This window comes from Streptomyces litmocidini, from assembly GCF_014649755.1.
In the GTDB taxonomy this organism is placed as follows: Bacteria; Actinomycetota; Actinomycetes; order Streptomycetales; family Streptomycetaceae; genus Streptomyces; species Streptomyces litmocidini.
Map to the genome: position 1 here is coordinate 691946 of NZ_BMTQ01000002.1, position 17163 is coordinate 709108.

A 17163-nucleotide genomic window follows, 5' to 3' on the forward strand; every position below is an offset into this window, starting at 1 on the left:
GACCAGGGCAAAGTCTAGCGACACCGCCCCGGCGGAGTTGTGGCCGTGCGCGGTGCCGGGGCGCGGAGGTCCCCCCGGAGGGGGTCCGGGGAGGGTGGCACGGCCCCGTGGACACGGCCCCTCCGGGGTCCGGTGGTCCGGGGACGGGACCCGCTCAGTCGCCCGGCACCTCCTGCGCGCCCTTGCTCCGTCGGCTCCGCGGCAGCACCCGCAGCGCGTCCCCCACGTCCGCCACCTCCGTCACCCTCATGCCGGCCGGCACCTTCCCCGGGTCCCCCGGCACCAGCGCGTGGGTGAAGCCCAGGCGGTGCGCCTCGGCGAGCCGCCGCTGCACGCCCGTCACCCGCCGCACCTCGCCCGCGAGCCCGACCTCGCCGATCGCCACCAGGTTCTTCGGGAGCGGGGTGTCGCTCGCCGCGGAGGCCAGCGCGAGCGCGATCGCCAGGTCGGCCGCGGGCTCGGTGAGCTTCACGCCGCCCACGGTCGCGCTGTAGATGTCCCGCTTGCCCAGCGCGCTGATCCGGCCGCGCTGCTCCAGGACCGCCAGCATCATCGAGACCCGGGAGGTCTCCAGACCCGAGGTCGTCCGCCGCGGCGACGGGATCTGCGAGTCGACCGTCAGTGCCTGCACCTCGGCCACCAGCGGCCGCTTGCCCTCCAGGGTGACCGTCAGGCACGTCCCGGGCACGGCCACGTCACGCCGGGTCAGGAAGAGCCCGGAGGGGTCGGCGAGCCCGGTGATGCCCTCGTCGTGCAGCTCGAAACAGCCGACCTCGTCGGTCGCCCCGTACCGGTTCTTCACGCCCCGGACCAGGCGCAGGCGCGCGTGCCGGTCGCCCTCGAAGCTGAGGACGACGTCGACCAGGTGCTCCAGGAGCCGGGGACCCGCGATGGCCCCCTCCTTGGTGACGTGACCGACGAGGAGCGTCGACATCCCGCGCTCCTTGGAGGCCCGGATGAGGGCTCCCGCGACCTCGCGGACCTGGGCCATGCCGCCGGGCGCGCCGTCGATCTCGGGGGAGGCGACGGTCTGCACCGAGTCCAGGACCAGCAGGGAGGGCTTCACCACGTCGAGGTGTCCGAGGACGGCCGACAGGTCGGTCTCGGCCGCCAGGTACAGATGGTCGTCGATCGCGTTGATCCGGTCGGCGCGCAGCCGGACCTGGCTCGCGGACTCCTCGCCCGTGACGTACAGCGTGCGGTGCTCGTCGCTCGCCGCCTTGGCCGCCACGTCGAGCAGCAGCGTGGACTTGCCGACGCCCGGCTCGCCCGCGAGCAGCACGACGGCGCCGGGCACCAGGCCCCCGCCGAGGACCCGGTCCAGCTCGTCGACGCCGGTCGAGCGGGCGGTCGCCTGCCGGCCGTCGACCTGCCCGATGGGGAGGGCGGCGGTGGAGACGCGGCCGGCGGCGGTCGTCCGGACGGCGGGCGCGCCGTACTCCTCGACCGTCCCCCAGGCCTGGCACTCGGGGCAGCGGCCGAGCCACTTGGCCGTCTGCCAGCCGCACTCGGTGCAGCGGTAGGACGGCCGGTCCTTGGCGGTTTTCGTACGGGCAGCCATGGGCCCCACCGTATCCGCCGCCACCGACAACGGGACCCGGCCGTCCGCCGGGGGAGCCCCACGGCACCGGAACACCCGCTTCCTGTCCCCTTTCGAGCGATAGCTTCACCCGTAAGAATGAGAATCGAGCGACCGGTACGAAGAGTGCCCTCCGCCCTGCCTACGGTCGCCCAGTGACGAGCAGCAGGCTGGATCCCCCCGCACGCACCACCGGCGCACACCGGGCGCACCGCGCCGCGGACCGGGGACCGCGCACGCTCGGCCGGCGTCCCCCCGCCCGTTACGAGGCCGCCCTCGACGGCCTCTTCACGTACTGCCTCTCCGTGCTCTGCGACCACGACACGGCCACCGCCGTCCTCGGCGACGTCCTCGCCGTCGCCGAGCGCCACCACGGCCGCTGTCCCTCCGACGAGGACGGCCGCACCGCCTGGCTGTACGCCCTCGCCCGCTGGGCCTGCCTGCGCAGCCTCGGCGAGCAGCGCGGCAAGCGCCAGGGCGCCCACACCGGCCGCCCGGCCGTCACCGCCCCCGAACCGCCCCGGGTCTCCGAGGAGACCGCCGAGCGGCGCCGCGCCGAGCTCGCCCTGCTCGCCTGGCCCGAGGCCGCGGGCACCACACCGGAGCAGCGCGAGGCCCTGGAGCTCGCCGTGCGCCACGGGCTCGACCACCGCCAGGTCGCCGCCGTGCTCTCCCTCGACCCGCTCGCCGCCCGCGAGCTCCTCGCCTCCGCCGGCTGCGAGGTCGAGCGAACCCGCGCCGCCCTCGCCGTCGTCGAGACCGGCAGCTGCCCCACCGTCGCCCGGCTCACCGGCGACCACCGGGTGCTCCTCTCGGCCGCCCTGCGTGCCGAACTCGTCCGGCACGTCGACGACTGCCCCCGCTGCCGCCGCGCCGCCGAGCGCGTCGGCGCCACCGGCCCCTGGCCCGGAGCCACGGCCCTCCCGGCCGGTCGGCTGCCGCTCGTCGAGGCGCCCCGGGCCGCCGCGTACATGGCGATGCTGCACGTCCCACGCGCGCGTGCGGGAGCCCCGCGCTTCGCGCCGACCGGCTTCCCCGTGGACCCGAAGGACCACGTCGCCCGCCGCGACCGGATGCGGGCCCGCGCGGTGACCACCACGGTCGTCGCCGCCGTGGTCGCCGCCCCCGTCCTCGCCCTGTGGACCTCCTACCGCGGCGCCCCGGACACGGACGCCGCCGGCCACGACGGGGCCAGGATCAGCGCCCGCGAGGCGGACGGACCGACCGGTCCGGACGGCGGGTCCTACGACCGTTACGAGAACGCGGGCAACGCCCGCACCACCCCGGAGCCGAGCTTCACCCAGGGCAGCCGCGCCCCCGACGTCTCCGTCGAGGTCGTCAGCCCGGGCGCCCCCACCGGGTCCGCCCGGCCCGGCGAACCCGCCGCCGGCTGGATCACGGTCACCGCCGCCGGCCACGGCGACGTCACCCTGCTCACCCTCACCGCCGCCGGCGGCTCGCCCGTCGACTGGTCGCTGTGGACGGACGCCCCCTGGCTGTACGTGAGCCGGGCCTCCGGCACGCTCCGCCCCGGCGAGGAGATCACGATCGCCGTCCGCGTCGACCACGGCCGCGCGCCCGCCGGCGCCTGGAGCGCGCGCGTGGGGGTGAACCCCTCGGGCGCGGTGATCAGGATCGACGGCCGCGGCCCGGCCAAGCCGCCGACCGGCCGGGTGATCACGCCCCCGCCGGTCACGACCACGCGGCCGACCACCCCGCCCACGTCCCCGCCCACGACGGAGCCGACCGCCCCGCCCCCGACGGAGCCGACGACACCGCCCACGACCGAGCCCACCACCCCGCCGCCCACCACGGAACCCACGACGGAGCCGACCACCCCGCCCCCGACGACCGAGGAACCCTCGCCCACGAACTCGGACCCGGGCACACCCCCGTCGTCACCGGAGGAACCGCCCCCGTCCTCCTCCTAGGATTCCCTAGGAGGGGTCCGCCGGGTGCGGAGCCACCAGCGGCAGCTGCGAGGCGAGCCGGGCCTCGCACAGCCCGGCCAGGACCTCGTACGCCTCCTCGCCCATCATCTCGACCAGCTCGGGCCGGTACGAGACGTAGACCGGCTCGGCGCCGACGTGCGCCGACGTCGCCGTCGTGCAGTACCAGTGCAGGTCGTGGCCGCCCGGCCCCCAGCCGCGCCGGTCGTACTCGCCGATCGACACCTGGAGCACCCGGCTGTCGTCGGGGCGGTCGATCCAGTCGTACGTCCGCCGCACCGGCAGCTGCCAGCACACGTCCGGCTTCGTCTCCAGCGGCTCCCGGCCCTCCTGCATCGCCAGGATGTGCAGCGAGCAGCCCGCGCCACCCGCGAAACCGGGCCGGTTCTGGAAGATGCAGGACCCCTCCCAGCGGCGGGTCTGCCGGTCGCCGTCCTCGTCGAGCTGCACCCAGCCCGACTCCGTGCCGACCTCGTGGAACTGCCACAGCTCCGGCGTCAGCCGGGCCACGTGCTCCGCGACCCGCTTCTCGTCGTCCTCGTCGGAGAAGTGCGCGCCCAGGGTGCAGCAGCCGTCGTCGGGCCGCCCCTCCTGGATGCCCTGGCAGCCGTTGCCGAAGATGCACGTCCAGCGCGAGGTCAGCCAGGTCAGGTCGCAGCGGAAGACCTGCTCCTCGTCGGTCGGATCGGGAAACTCGATCCACGCGCGCGCGAAGTCGAGGCCCTTCTCGTCGGGCTCCTCGGGCTTGCCCCGCTTCTGCTTCCCGACCTTGACGGTCTTCACGGCCTTCGCCGCGTGCGCGCTCCTGGCGTCCTTCACGCGCGAGCCGTCGTTCTCTTTGTCCGGCTTCGCCTTCTTCGTCTTTGGCACGACACCAAGCGTATGCGGGGCGGAGCAGTACCGTTCCGCCCATGAGACTCGGAGTCCTCGACGTCGGTTCGAACACAGTGCACCTGCTCGTGGTGGACGCCCACCCCGGAGCCCGGCCGCTGCCCGCCCACTCGCACAAGGCGGAGCTGCGGCTCGCCGAACTGCTCGACGAGCGGGGCGCGATCGCGCCCGACGGCGTCGAGCGGCTCATCGCGACCGTGCGGGACGCGCTCCTGGCCGCCGAGGACAAGGGCTGCGAGGAGGTGCTGCCCTTCGCGACCTCCGCGGTCCGCGAGGCCAGCAACGCCGACGCGGTCCTCGCGCGCGTGAAGGACGAGACCGGCGTCGACCTCCAGGTCCTCACCGGCGAGGAGGAGGCCCGGCTCACCTTCCTCGCCGCTCGCCGCTGGTTCGGCTGGTCCGCGGGCAAGCTGCTCCTCCTCGACATCGGCGGCGGCTCCCTCGAGGTCGCGTACGGCATCGACGAGGACCCGGACACGGCGGTCTCCCTGCCCCTGGGCGCCGGCCGCCTCACGGCGGGCTGGCTGCCCGGCGACCCGGCCGACACCGCCGACGTGAAGGCGCTGCGCCGCCACGTGCGCGCGCAGATCGCCCGTACGGTCGGCGAGTTCAGCCGCTTCGGCCGCCCCGACCACGTCGTCGCCACCTCCAAGACCTTCAAGCAGCTCGCCAGGATCGCGGGCGCGCCCGGTTCGAGCGAGGGCCTGTACGTCCAGCGGATCCTGACCCGCAAGTCCCTGGAGGAGTGGGTCCCGCGCCTCGCCGCCATGACCGTTCCCGAGCGCGCCGCCCTCCCCGGCGTCTCGGAGGGCCGCGCCGGACAGCTCCTCGCGGGCGCGCTCGTCGCGGAGGGCGCGATGGACCTCCTCGGCGTCGAGGAGCTGGAGATCTGCCCCTGGGCCCTGCGCGAGGGGGTCATCCTGCGCCGCCTGGACCACCTGCCGGGGCACTGAGGGGTTTCACGGGGGGTGTGGGCAGGGCCCGCGACCGGCCCCTCCCGCTCCGAGGGGGCGAACCGCCCCTGCCGCGACCCCGGACGTGACCGAAGCCGCCCCTCCCGAGGAGTGGCCGAAGCCACCCCCGCCGCCGTCCCGGACGTGACCGAAGCCGCCCCTCCCGAGGAGTGGCCGAAGCCACCCCCGCCGCCGTCCCGGGCGCGACCGAAGCCGTCCCCGCCCCCAGGAGTGGCCGAAACCACCCCCGTCGCCGCCCCGGGCGTGACCGGAACCACTCTCCGGCCCCCGGCCCGCCCCGTACCCTGTCCCCGTGGCAGAACCAGTGGTGCGCATCCCGGATGCGAAGGTCGCCCTGTCGACGGCCTCGGTCTATCCGGAGTCGACGGCGACGGCCTTCGAGATCGCCGCGCGCCTCGGGTACGACGGCGTCGAGGTCATGGTGTGGACCGACCCCGTCAGCCAGGACGTCGAGGCGCTGCGCCGGCTCTCCGACTACCACCAGGTCCCGGTCCTGGCCGTGCACGCCCCCTGCCTCCTCATCACCCAGCGCGTCTGGTCCACCGACCCGTGGGTCAAGCTCCAGCGCGCCCGGGCGGCGGCCGAGCGGCTCGGCGCGTCGACGGTCGTCGTGCACCCGCCGTTCCGCTGGCAGCGCCAGTACGCCAAGGACTTCGTGACCGGCATCTGGCGGATGGCGGACGAGACGGACGTGCGCTTCGCCGTCGAGAACATGTACCCGTGGCGGTACAAGGACCGCGAGATGCTGGCGTACGCCCCCGAGTGGGACGTCACCAAGGACGACTACCGGCACTTCACCGTCGACCTCTCGCACACCGCGACCGCCCGCACCGACGCCCTCGCGATGGTCGACCGCATGGGCGACCGGCTCGGCCACGTCCACCTCGCCGACGGCAAGGGGTCCGCCAAGGACGAGCACCTCGTCCCGGGGCGCGGCACCCAGCCCTGCGCCGAGGTCCTGGAGCGGCTCGCGCTCTCCGGCTTCGACGGGCACGTCGTCATCGAGGTCAACACCCGCCGCGCGATGTCAGCCGCCGAACGCGAGGCCGACCTCGCGGAGGCCCTGGCCTTCACCCGCCTCCACCTGGCCTCCGCCGTCCGCCGCCCGACCGAGCGGGCCCCCCGCCCATGACCGAACCGGCCCCGCGCCGGCGCGGCCGCCCGTCCCGTACCGAGGAGGAGAGCGGCCCGGGCGCGCGCGAGCGCATCCTCGAAGCGGCCCGCGCCCAGTTCGCCGAGCGCGGCTACGACAAGGCCTCGGTGCGCGGCATCGCCAAGGCGGCCGGGGTGGACCCGGCGCTCGTGCACCACTACTTCGGCACGAAGGACGAGGTCTTCGCCGCCGCGATCGAGGTCTCCTTCGAGCCCACGGTCGTCGTCCCGGCGATCCTCGGCGGCCCGCGCGAGGCCATCGGCGAACGGCTCGTGCGCTTCTTCATCGGCGTCTGGGAGAACCCGGCCTCCCGCGCCCCGCTCCTCGCGATCGTCCGCTCGGCGCTGACCCACGAGGCGGCGGCCAAGGTGCTGCGGACCTTCGTGCTGCGCCGGCTCCTGGAGCGGATCGCGGCCGAGCTGGACGTGCCGGACCCGGGCTTCCGCGCGGAGCTGGCCGCCTCGCACATGATCGGGATCGTGATCATGCGGTACGTGATCCAGGTCGAGCCGCTGGCCTCGGCGGATCCGGACCGGATCGTCGAGCAGGTGGCCCCGACGCTCCAGCGCTATCTGACGGAAGCCTGACCGGAGTCCCACGGAGGCGTGAGGGGAGCCGGACCGGGGCGTCCGGGACCTGAACAACCGTCCCGCATTCCGGACACCCCGTCCAGATCTTGGAGCGCGGGCGTACGCTCGAGAACAAGCACACCCGTCACGAGGAGCGAGCGACGATGCCCCAGCTGAGGTCCCGCACTGTCACCCACGGCCGCAACATGGCGGGCGCCCGCGCCCTTATGCGCGCCTCCGGTGTACCCGGCGCGGACATCGGCCGGAAGCCGATCATCGCCGTGGCCAACTCCTTCACCGAGTTCGTCCCCGGACACACCCACCTCCAGCCGGTCGGCCGGATCGTCTCCGAGGCCATCACCGCCGCCGGCGGCATCGCCCGCGAGTTCAACACGATCGCCGTCGACGACGGCATCGCCATGGGCCACGGCGGCATGCTCTACAGCCTGCCCTCCCGCGACCTGATCGCGGACAGCGTGGAGTACATGGTCGAGGCGCACTGCGCCGACGCCCTCATCTGCATCTCCAACTGCGACAAGATCACCCCCGGCATGCTGATGGCCGCCCTGCGCCTCAACATCCCGACGGTCTTCGTCTCCGGCGGCCCGATGGAGTCCGGCCGCGCCACCCTCGTCGACGGCTCGGTCCGCACGCTCGACCTGGTCGACGCGATCTCCGACGCGGTGAACCCGAAGATCTCGGACGAGGACATCTCCCGCATCGAGGAGAACGCCTGTCCCACCTGCGGTTCCTGTTCCGGCATGTTCACCGCCAACTCGATGAACTGCCTGACCGAGGCGATCGGCCTCTCCCTGCCCGGCAACGGCACGGTGCTCGCCACCCACACCGCCCGCAGGGCGCTGTACGAGAACGCGGCCCGCACGGTCGTGGACCTCACCCGCCGCTACTACGACGAGGACGACGACTCCGTCCTGCCGCGCTCGATCGCCACCCGCGGCGCCTTCGAGAACGCCATGGCCCTCGACATCGCCATGGGCGGCTCCACCAACACGATCCTGCACCTGCTCGCCGCCGCCCAGGAGGCCGAGCTCGACTACGGCCTGCCGGACATGGACGAGGTCTCGCGCCGCGTGCCCTGCCTGGCCAAGGTCGCCCCGAACGTCGCCAAGGACCGCACGTACTACATGGAGGACGTGCACCGGGCCGGCGGCATCCCCGCCATCCTCGGCGAGCTCTACCGCGCGGGCCTGCTGAACGAGGACGTCCACGCCGTCCACTCGCCCTCCGTCAAGCAGTGGCTGGAGACCTGGGACGTGCGCGGCGGCTCCCCCTCCGAGGAGGCCGTCGAGCTGTGGCACGCGGCCCCCGGCTGCGTCCGCTCGGCGACCGCCTTCTCCCAGTCGGAGCGCTGGGACACCCTCGACACGGACGCCGCGAACGGCTGCATCCGCGACGCGGCCCACGCCTACTCGAAGGACGGCGGCCTCGCCGTCCTGCACGGCAACCTCGCCGCCGACGGCTGCGTCGTGAAGACCGCCGGCGTCGACGAGTCCATCTGGACCTTCGAGGGCCCGGCCGTCGTCTGCGAGTCGCAGGAGGAGGCCGTCGAGAAGATCCTGAACAAGCAGGTCAAGGACGGCGACGTGGTCGTCATCCGCTACGAGGGCCCCAAGGGCGGCCCCGGCATGCAGGAGATGCTCTACCCGACCTCCTTCCTCAAGGGCCGGGGCCTGGGCAAGACCTGCGCCCTCGTCACCGACGGCCGCTTCTCGGGCGGCACCTCGGGCCTCTCCATCGGCCACGCCTCCCCGGAAGCGGCCTCGGGCGGCACGATCGCGCTCGTCGAGGACGGCGACCGCATCCGCATCGACATCCCCCACCGCTCGATCGAGCTGCTCGTCGACGACTCCACCCTCGCGGCCCGCCGCGAGGCCCTCGGCGGCGTGTACGCGCCGAAGAACCGGCAGCGCAAGGTGTCGGCGGCGCTGCGGGCGTACGCGGCGATGGCGACGAGCGCCGACAAGGGCGCGGTCCGGGACGTGACGAAGCTGGGCTGAGTCCGGCAGGACGTACGACGGAGGGGAGCGGGCCCGCACGGGCCCGCTCCCCTCCGTCGTACGCACGCCCCGGCCGCTCACCGCGCGGCAGGGGCGTCACGTCCCGGCCCTGCTCACCACGAGGCCGGGTCGCGCGCGTCCACCGCGAACACGGAACCGTCCGGCGCGGTCCCGAACACCCGGTCCCCGGCGACCATCGGCGCGGGCACCAGGGGCGCGTATCCGAGGCGCCCGTTCCGCAGGCGCGGCCGGGTCTGGCCGATCACCGCACCGCGCGCGGTGTCCACGGCCAGCAGCCGGCCGTCCTGGACGGAGAAGTAGAGCCGGTCGCCGGGGCCGAGGACCGGGGTGGAGACGTTCCCGGCGGCCGTCTCCAGGTCCCAGAGGACCCGTCCCTTCGGGGCGGCGGTGTCGAAGGTGGTGAGGTGCCCGTCGGCGTCGAGCAGATGGACGACGGCGCCGTGCACGGCGATGCCCCGGAGGTCGATCCGGTAGGGCAGGGACAGCGTGCGGACGGCACCGGCCTTCCCGTCACCGCCCGGTCCCAGCAGGACGAGGGCGTCGACCAGCGAGGTGTCGTAGAAGGACGCGAGGACGAGCGTGCCGTCGCCGGTGCGGCCCAGCGGGTCCAGGTTCCCGTCCAGGTTCCGCTGCCAGACCACCTCGCCGGTGGCGGGGCGGATCGCGCCGACCCTGGTGTGCTTCCCGTCCGGCGCGACCTCGGAGACGTCGAGGAGCCCGGTGGGGGCGTCGTACGGCCCGGGGCGCGGCACCCCGAAGCCGGTCAGGCCGTGCCGCCACAACTCCTCGCCGTCGCGGGCGTCGACCGCCCGGATGCCGCCGACGCCGTCGGCCAGGACGACGGCGGTGCCGGACGGGCGGTACGTCTCGGGGAGCTTCCCGCGGGCGGTCCAGCCGGGGGCGCCGTCCCCGGCCGCGTACGCCCGCAGGGGACCCGGCGGGTCGGCGGCCCCGACCAGGCCGTCCGCGAGGCGCACGGGGGCGGCCGGCGCCTCCTCCCCGACGGGCGCGGGCCGCGACCAGAGGACCCGTCCGGTCACCGGGTCGAGCCGGGCGAGCCCGACGCCACGGGCCGCGCAGTACAGGGCGCCCCCGTCGTGCGCACAGGCGGGCGCGGCCGTCGGCCCGTGCTCCTGGAGCGTGGTGTGCCAGCCGGTGAACGAGGTCGCCACCTGGGCGGGGCTCGTCGGGGTGTCGGGCCCGCGGTCCGCCGGTCGGCTGAGCGCCGCGTACAGACCCACCGCGGTCAGGGCGAGCGCGGCCGCGACGGCGATCGTCGGGCGCGGCCGGACCCGGACCCGCGGGCCGCGCGGGACCGGCGCGGGGGCCCGTACCGGCGTGTCCGCGTCCCACGCGGGCGTGGGTCCGGCCCCGGCCTCGGGCAGGGGCCGTCGCCGCTGCGCCGGTATGAACGCCTCGGCCGCGTACGAGGGGGGCAGCAGCGCCTGCATGATCTGGGCCGGGGTCGGTCGCTCGACGGGCTCCTTGGCGAGGCAGCGGGCGACGAGCGGCGCCAGGTCCGCCGGCACCCCCGTCAGGTCCGGCTCGTCGTGGACGACCTGGTACGCCACGATGTACGGGCTGTCGGAGTCGAACGGGCCGTGTCCCGTCGCCGCGTGCACGAGCACCGAGCCCAGCGCGAACACGTCCGCCGCCGGTCCGACCTCGCGCGGCCGCTGGAACTGCTCGGGCGCCATGAAGGGCGGCGATCCGATCAGCTTCCCCGTCTCCGTGCGCAGATCGCTGTCGACCGGCCGGGAGATCCCGAAGTCGATGACCTTCGGGCCGGTGTCGGTCAGCAGGACGTTGCTGGGCTTGAGGTCCCGGTGGACGACCCCGGCCCGGTGGATGTCGCGCAGCGCCTCCGCGAGTCCGGCGGTGAGCCGGCGCAGCTCGGCCGGGGACAGCGGCCCGTTCCGCTTCACCTGGTCGGCCAGGGTGGGGCCGGGCACGTAGAGGGTCGCCATCCAGGGGCGTTCGGCGTCGGGATCGGCGTCGACGACCGGTGCGGTGAAGGCCCCGCTGACCCGGCGGGCGGCCGCGACCTCCTGGCGGAAACGCGCCCTGAACTCGGGGTCTTCCGCATACCGTGCGTGCACGACCTTGACGGCGAGCCGCAGCCCGGAGGTGGAGCTCGCGAGGTGCACGACGCCCATGCCGCCGGCCCCCAGGCAGGCCTGGAGGCGGTAGTCACCCGCGTACTCGGGCTCCTCCGCATGCCGATCGGCACCGGTACCGCGCAACGGTGGCATCGCCCACCCCCGTGTGAGTCCCCGTCACGTCACGCGCACGTGCGCGACCCGACGGAGCCTAGTCCATGGTGCCTGCGATGTCGGTGGGGCTTGCTAGCCTGCGCGTCGCGGAGAGTGAAACTCGCCGCAGCGCTTTTGCGCCACAGGGGGAGGACATCATGACCACGCGCTACGAGGTCGCACCGGGCTACCGGGTCAACGTGCGTTCGGGCCCGAGCACCAAGTACCCGGTCGTCCGGGTGCTGCCGCTCGGCGCCACGGTGGCGATCTACTGCCAGAAGTACGGCGAGTGGGTCAGCGGCCCGTACGGCACCACGAACGTCTGGGACAACATCGCGCCGGGCGAGTACGTCTCCGACGCGTACGTCCACACGGGCAGCGACGACATGGTCGCACCGCGCTGCCCCTGACCGCTTCTCCGGCGCCCCGGGGATAATCGACCCCGTGAGCGACGAAGAGCAGACCCCCGCCAAGGCCGGCCCGCAGCCGGAGGAGATCCGCTTCTTCGGCACGACCTGGGTCGACCGCGGCGGCCACTACGCGCTGCGTCGCGCCGGCCTGGCCGTCGGCGCGCTCGCCGCCGCCGTCGCGGCCTGCTTCGTGCTGCGCTTCGCCTACGAGGGCCTGCAGATCGCGGACGTGGGCGGCGTCGTCGACGTGCTGGTCGTGCTCATGTTCGCGGTCTGCAGCGCCATCGCCTTCGGCAAGACCTGGGAGGGGTTCCTCCGCCGCCCGGCCGACCCGGCCCGCGAGGAGTCCCTCCGCAGTCTGAAGGCCATCGGCTTCATCGGCTCCCTCCTCGCCTACGCCGCGCGCTGCCTCGTCGAGGCCCCCGGCGAGAAGCTCCACCGCGCGGAGTACGAGACGGCCCTGGCGCAGTACGAAAAGCGCCGCGCCTCCCGCGCGGGCAACCCGTCGGCCCGCAAGAAGCCGAAGCGCACGTAGCACCCCGTGCGCCCTCCCCTTCCGCCCCTCGGGAGGGGAGGGCACGGACGGCGCCCTTCGCCGGGCCCGGGCTTCCGCGCCCGGGCCCGCACCCCATGAGCGGCCCCCGGGTCCTTGACGCGGGGCACCCCCGGCCCCACTATTCATCGCATGATGAATTACGCGCCGCCGGGTGACCCCGCGGAAAGCGCGGCGGTCATCGCCCAGAACCTCACCGCCACGAGAGCCGGCCGCCAGGTCCTCCGCGGCATGGACTTCACCGTCCCCACCGGCCGCATCACCGGCCTCCTCGGCCCCTCCGGCTGCGGCAAGACCACCCTCATGCGCGCCGTCGTCGGCACCCAGGCCGAGGTCGGCGGCACCCTCCAGGTCCTCGGCCGCCCCGCCGGCGACCCCGCCCTCCGCTCCCGCATCGGCTACGTCACCCAGGCCCCGTCCGTCTACGACGACCTCACCGTCCGCCAGAACCTCGACTACTTCGCCGCCGTCCTGCTCCCCGGCCGCGCCCACCGCACCGACCGCCGCACCGCCGTCGACCGGGCCGTCGAGGACGTCGACCTCGCCGACCACGCCGACGTCCTCGCCGGCCGGCTCTCCGGCGGCCAGCGCAGCCGGGTCTCCCTCGCCGTCGCCCTCCTCGGCACCCCGGAACTCCTCGTCCTGGACGAGCCCACGGTCGGCCTGGACCCCGTACTCCGCCGCGACCTATGGGACCTCTTCCACCGGATCGCCGCCGACCGGGGCACCACCCTCCTCGTCTCCTCCCACGTCATGGACGAGGCAGAACGCTGCCACCGGCTCCTCCTCATGCGCGAGGGCGAGATCCTCGCCGAGGACACCCCGGAGGCCCTCCGCCGCCGCCACGACACGGCCACCGTCGAAGAGGCCTTCCTGCACCTCGTGGACGCGGCGAACGCCCGCGCGGACCGAACGACGCCCCCCGCCCAAGCCGCCCCCACCCCCCGCGAGGAGCCCCGCCCATGAACGCGAGCCGCACCCTCGCCACCGCCGCCCGCGTCCTGCGCCAACTGCGCCACGACCCGCGCTCGATCGCCCTGATGCTCCTCGTCCCCTGCCTGATGCTCTTCCTGCTCCGCTACGTCTTCGACGGCAGCCCCGGCACCTTCGACAGCATCGGCGCCTCCCTCCTCGGCATCTTCCCGCTCATCACGATGTTCCTGGTGACCTCCATCGCCACCCTCAGGGAACGCACCTCCGGCACCCTGGAACGCCTCCTCGCCATGCCCCTCGGCAAGACCGACCTCATCGCCGGCTACGCCCTCGCCTTCGGACTCGTCGCCGTCCTCCAGTCCGTCCTGGCCACCGGCCTCGCCGTCCGCCTCCTCGGCCTCGACGTCACCGGCTCCCCCTGGCTCCTCCTCCTGGTGGCGCTCCTCGACGCCCTCCTCGGCACCGCGCTCGGCCTCTTCGTCTCCGCCTTCGCCGCGTCCGAGTTCCAGGCCGTCCAGTTCATGCCGGCCGTGATCTTCCCCCAGCTCCTGCTCTGCGGCCTGTTCACCCCGCGCGACCGCATGGCCCCCGCCCTGGAGACGATCTCGAACGTGCTCCCCATGTCGTACGCCGTCGACGGCATGAACGAGGTCCTCCGCCACACCGACATGACCACCGCCTTCGTCCGCGACGCCCTCGTCGTCGCCGGCTGCGCCGTCCTGGTCCTCGGCCTCGGCGCGGCCACCCTCCGCCGCCGCACCGCCTGACCGCCCCTCGGACACCCCACGCACCCCCGACCCCGCCGGTGCGAGGATGGCGACACGTACCCCCTCCGGCGAGGTGAAAGACCCATGACGCAGACCGTCGCAGTCCTCGGCACCGGCAAGATCGGTGAAGCGCTCCTCAGCGGCATGATCCGCGCCGGCTGGCGCCCCGCGAACCTCCTGGTCACCGCCCGCCGTGCCGAGCGCGCCGAGGAACTCCGCACCCGCTACGGCGTCGAGACCGTCACCAACGCCGAGGCCGCCAAGCGCGCCGACACCCTCATCCTGGCCGTCAAGCCGCAGGACATGGGCCGCCTCCTCGACGAGCTCACCCCGCACGTCACCGCCGACCGCCTGGTCATCAGCGCGGCGGCGGGCATCCCCACGTCCTTCATCGAGGACCGCCTCACCGCCGGCACCCCCGTCGTCCGCGTCATGCCGAACACCCCCGTCCTCGTCGACGAGGGCATGTCCGTCATCTCGGCCGGCAGCCACGCCACCCCCGGGCACCTGGCCCACACGGAGGAGATCTTCGGCGGCGTCGGCAAGACCCTCCGCGTCCCCGAGTCCCAGCAGGACGCCGCCACCGCCCTCTCCGGCTCGGGCCCCGCGTACTTCTACTTCCTCGTCGAGGCCATGACCGACGCCGGCATCCTCCTCGGCCTGCCCCGCGCCCAGGCCCACGACCTCATCGTCCAGGCCGCCATCGGCGCCGCCGTGATGCTCCGCGACAGCGGCGAGCACCCGGTCAAGCTCCGCGAGGCCGTCACCTCGCCGGCCGGCACCACCATCAGCGCCATCCGCGAGCTGGAGAACCACGGCGTGCGCGCCGCCCTGATCGCCGCTCTGGAAGCGGCCCGCGACCGCAGCCGCGAGCTCGCCTCCGGCAACAGCTGACTAGGCGGCCCCGGCCCCCTTCAGCACGTCCTCCGTGCTCACGACCCGGGCGAACCGCCCACCGTGCAGCGACACCGCCGTCGCCCGGGTCAGCTCCTCGGCGCTCCGCGTCCACCCGAACGGCCCGGCCAGGTCGAAGGTGTGCATGGCATCGATCGGGAACAGCACGTCGTACCCGAGGTTCCCGCCCATCCGGGCGGTGGTCTCGTTGCACATGTTGGTCTGGATCCCCACGACCACGAACTGCTCGACACCGGCCGCCTTGAGCCAGGCGTCCAGGTCGGGCTCGCCGTAGAAGGCGGAGTTCACGGACTTCGTCACGAACAGCTCGGGGCCGGACCCCTTCCCCCGCCGCTCCTCGACGAAGTCCTTGAACCGGTTCCCCTCGGTCCCCGGCTCCAGCGGCGAACCCGCCTGCTTCGAGTCGTGCCGCACGAAGACGACCGGCCGCCCCGTCTCCTGCCACACGTCGATCAGAGCCGCGATGTTCCGCTCGGCCTCCGGATTGTCCCGCCGGCCCCAGAACTCCGACTCGAAGCCCTTCTGCACGTCGACGACCACCAGCGCTGCGTTCTCGTTGATCTCCATGACCACGATCCTCCCGCCGACGGCTCTGCCCTCCCAGAGGGGTGAATGCCAGCGATCGATGCTTTACTGCCAAGCGTGTCAGAGACCCCCGCGCCCCGCCCCCAGCGCATCGCCCTCGTCTCCTTCCCCGGCATCCGCGCCTTCGACGTCTCCGTCATCACCGAGGTCTGGGACAGCGACCGCACCCTCCGCGGCGTCCCGCCCTTCGAACTCCGCAGAACCGCCGCCGACCCGGGCACCCCCGTCCCCCTCCGCGGCGGCCTCACCCTCACTCCCGACCGCCCGCTCACCTGGCTCGACGACCTCACCCCCGCCGACCTGGTCGTCGTCCCCGGCATCGAGGACCCCTACGCCGACCTCCCGGCCCCCGTCCTCGACGCCCTCCGCCGCGCCCACACCGCCGGCGTCCCGGTCGCCTCGCTCTGCGCCGGCGCCTTCGTCCTCGCCCGCGCCGGCCTCCTCGACGGCCGCCGCGCCGTCACCCACTGGCACCTGGCCGGGACCCTGGCCGCCCTCCACCCCGCCGTCCGGGTCGAACCCGACGCCCTCTTCGTCGAGGACACCGGCATCTGGACCTCCGCCGGCACCGCCGCGGGCATCGACCTCTGCCTCCACCTCGTCCGCACCGCCCACGGCGCCGAAGCCGCCGCGACGGTCGCCCGCTCCATGGTCACCGCCCCCTTCCGCACGGGAACGCAGGCCCAGTTCATCGAGCACCCCACGCCCCGAGCCGACCGCGACGCCGACGCCCTCGCCGCCGTACGCGCCCACGCCCTGGCCCACCTCGCCGAACCCCACACCGTCGCGAGCCTGGCCGCCCTCGCCGGCATGTCCCCCCGCTCCTTCGCCCGCCACTTCCAGGCCACGACGGGAGCCACCCCCCTCCACTGGCTCATCACCCAGCGCGTCGCGGCGGCCCAGAAGCTCCTGGAGCGGACCGACCACCCCCTCCCCGAGGTGGCCCGCCGCGCGGGCTTCGGCAGCGAGGTCACGATGCGCCAGCACTTCGCCTCCCACCTGGGCACCAGCCCCCGGGACTACCGCACCGCCTTCCGCCGCCCGGGCAGAGGAACGCCTCAGGGAGAGGGTTGACACGGAACCCCCCGGTCCGTAGTGTTCTCCGAGTTGTCCGACGTGAGCACCGACTCCGGTCGGCCCCGGACAGCCATTCCGCAAGATCCTCAGAAGCAGACGACGCTTTGCCGTGTCGTCTCGCTTTCCGTGTGTTTTTGCGAAATGAGGAATCCGCGTTCGAAGGTTTGGACGCAAGCGGCCCGATTAGCGTCGGGGCGGGGAATCCGCTAAAGTCTCACTCGTCGGAACGGCCCAACAGCCGGAAAGACAAAACCCGCTGACTGGGAATCAGACGCCGAAAGGATCTGATAGAGTCGGAAACGAAGGAAGCGCCCGGAGGGCCCCGGAAACGGGACCGAAGGAAGCGTCCGCACCTTGAGAACTCAACAGCGTGCCAAAAATCAACGCCAGATTAGTTGATACCCCGTCCATCCCCTGGATGGTCGAGGTTCCTTTGAAAAAGTCCATCCCTCCGGGGATGGCACACGACAGCGAGGACGCTGTGGACAGCCGGCCCCATTCCGGCCTGGCTGTCCCG

The 17163-nt window shown here is 73.8% G+C and carries 16 protein-coding genes; 11 read left to right on the top strand and 5 right to left on the bottom strand.

What is annotated here, in order from left to right:
* Window positions 1–154: 154 nt before the first annotated feature.
* Window positions 155–1561, bottom strand: a complete 1407-nt coding sequence (radA, locus tag IE180_RS06545) for a DNA repair protein RadA (RefSeq protein WP_190155764.1) — start codon at window positions 1559–1561, stop codon at window positions 155–157.
* A 173-nt stretch (window positions 1562–1734) separates the two neighbouring features.
* Here radA and IE180_RS06550 point away from each other — a divergent pair, with 173 nt between their 5' ends.
* Window positions 1735–3510 (top strand): BACON domain-containing protein, encoded by a 1776-nt coding sequence (locus IE180_RS06550; RefSeq protein ID WP_190155765.1) that lies wholly within the window; start codon window positions 1735–1737, stop codon window positions 3508–3510.
* Window positions 3511–3516: 6 nt separating this feature from the next.
* Here the strand turns inward: IE180_RS06550 and IE180_RS06555 are convergent, their stop codons facing one another.
* Window positions 3517–4398, bottom strand: a complete 882-nt coding sequence (locus tag IE180_RS06555) for a DUF3109 family protein (protein WP_190155766.1) — start codon at window positions 4396–4398, stop codon at window positions 3517–3519.
* Between the two features lie 41 nt (window positions 4399–4439).
* Between IE180_RS06555 and IE180_RS06560 the strand changes: the two genes are divergently transcribed.
* The 4 genes from IE180_RS06560 (at window position 4440) to ilvD (ending at window position 9133) form a co-directional block, all read left to right on the top strand.
* Window positions 4440–5372 (top strand): Ppx/GppA family phosphatase, encoded by a 933-nt coding sequence (locus IE180_RS06560; RefSeq protein WP_190155767.1) that lies wholly within the window; start codon window positions 4440–4442, stop codon window positions 5370–5372.
* A 313-nt stretch (window positions 5373–5685) separates the two neighbouring features.
* Window positions 5686–6525 carry a sugar phosphate isomerase/epimerase family protein gene (locus IE180_RS06565; RefSeq protein ID WP_190155768.1) on the top strand — a complete coding sequence of 280 codons (840 nt, stop codon included), beginning with the start codon at window positions 5686–5688 and terminating at the stop codon, window positions 6523–6525.
* Window positions 6522–7133, top strand: coding sequence for a TetR/AcrR family transcriptional regulator (locus IE180_RS06570; RefSeq protein WP_190155769.1), 612 nt, complete (start codon window positions 6522–6524; stop codon window positions 7131–7133). The genes IE180_RS06565 and IE180_RS06570 overlap by 4 nt, the downstream gene beginning before the upstream one ends.
* A gap of 146 nt (window positions 7134–7279) precedes the next feature.
* Window positions 7280–9133 carry a dihydroxy-acid dehydratase gene (gene ilvD, locus IE180_RS06575; protein WP_190155770.1) on the top strand — a complete coding sequence of 618 codons (1854 nt, stop codon included), beginning with the start codon at window positions 7280–7282 and terminating at the stop codon, window positions 9131–9133.
* A gap of 113 nt (window positions 9134–9246) precedes the next feature.
* Here the strand turns inward: ilvD and IE180_RS06580 are convergent, their stop codons facing one another.
* On the bottom strand, window positions 9247–11406 hold the full coding sequence (locus IE180_RS06580; RefSeq protein ID WP_190155771.1) for a serine/threonine-protein kinase: 2160 nt from the start codon (window positions 11404–11406) through the stop codon (window positions 9247–9249).
* A gap of 65 nt (window positions 11407–11471) precedes the next feature.
* On the opposite strand from IE180_RS06580, the gene IE180_RS06585 reads away from it, so the two are divergent.
* The 5 genes from IE180_RS06585 (at window position 11472) to proC (ending at window position 14963) form a co-directional block, all read left to right on the top strand.
* Window positions 11472–11816 (top strand): SH3 domain-containing protein, encoded by a 345-nt coding sequence (locus tag IE180_RS06585; RefSeq protein WP_373302683.1) that lies wholly within the window; start codon window positions 11472–11474, stop codon window positions 11814–11816.
* Window positions 11817–11850: 34 nt separating this feature from the next.
* On the top strand, window positions 11851–12351 hold the full coding sequence (locus IE180_RS06590) for a hypothetical protein (protein WP_190155773.1): 501 nt from the start codon (window positions 11851–11853) through the stop codon (window positions 12349–12351).
* 150 nt (window positions 12352–12501) lie between these two features.
* Complete coding sequence (locus tag IE180_RS06595; protein ID WP_190155774.1) at window positions 12502–13335, top strand: ABC transporter ATP-binding protein; 834 nt, start codon at window positions 12502–12504, stop codon at window positions 13333–13335.
* The gene (locus IE180_RS06600; protein WP_190155775.1) at window positions 13332–14069 is read left to right on the top strand and encodes an ABC transporter permease; all 738 of its coding nucleotides are present in this window, start codon (window positions 13332–13334) and stop codon (window positions 14067–14069) included. Before IE180_RS06595 ends, IE180_RS06600 begins: the two co-directional genes overlap by 4 nt.
* A gap of 84 nt (window positions 14070–14153) precedes the next feature.
* Window positions 14154–14963, top strand: coding sequence for a pyrroline-5-carboxylate reductase (gene proC, locus IE180_RS06605; RefSeq protein WP_190155776.1), 810 nt, complete (start codon window positions 14154–14156; stop codon window positions 14961–14963).
* Here the strand turns inward: proC and IE180_RS06610 are convergent, their stop codons facing one another.
* Window positions 14964–15551 carry a cysteine hydrolase family protein gene (locus IE180_RS06610; protein WP_190155777.1) on the bottom strand — a complete coding sequence of 196 codons (588 nt, stop codon included), beginning with the start codon at window positions 15549–15551 and terminating at the stop codon, window positions 14964–14966. It lies immediately after the preceding gene.
* Between the two features lie 45 nt (window positions 15552–15596).
* On the opposite strand from IE180_RS06610, the gene IE180_RS06615 reads away from it, so the two are divergent.
* Complete coding sequence (locus tag IE180_RS06615; RefSeq protein WP_190155778.1) at window positions 15597–16643, top strand: GlxA family transcriptional regulator; 1047 nt, start codon at window positions 15597–15599, stop codon at window positions 16641–16643.
* Between the two features lie 270 nt (window positions 16644–16913).
* Here the strand turns inward: IE180_RS06615 and IE180_RS36175 are convergent.
* Window positions 16914–17163, bottom strand: a 250-nt coding sequence (locus IE180_RS36175) for a hypothetical protein (RefSeq protein ID WP_229860324.1), incomplete at its 5' end; no start/stop codon positions are given.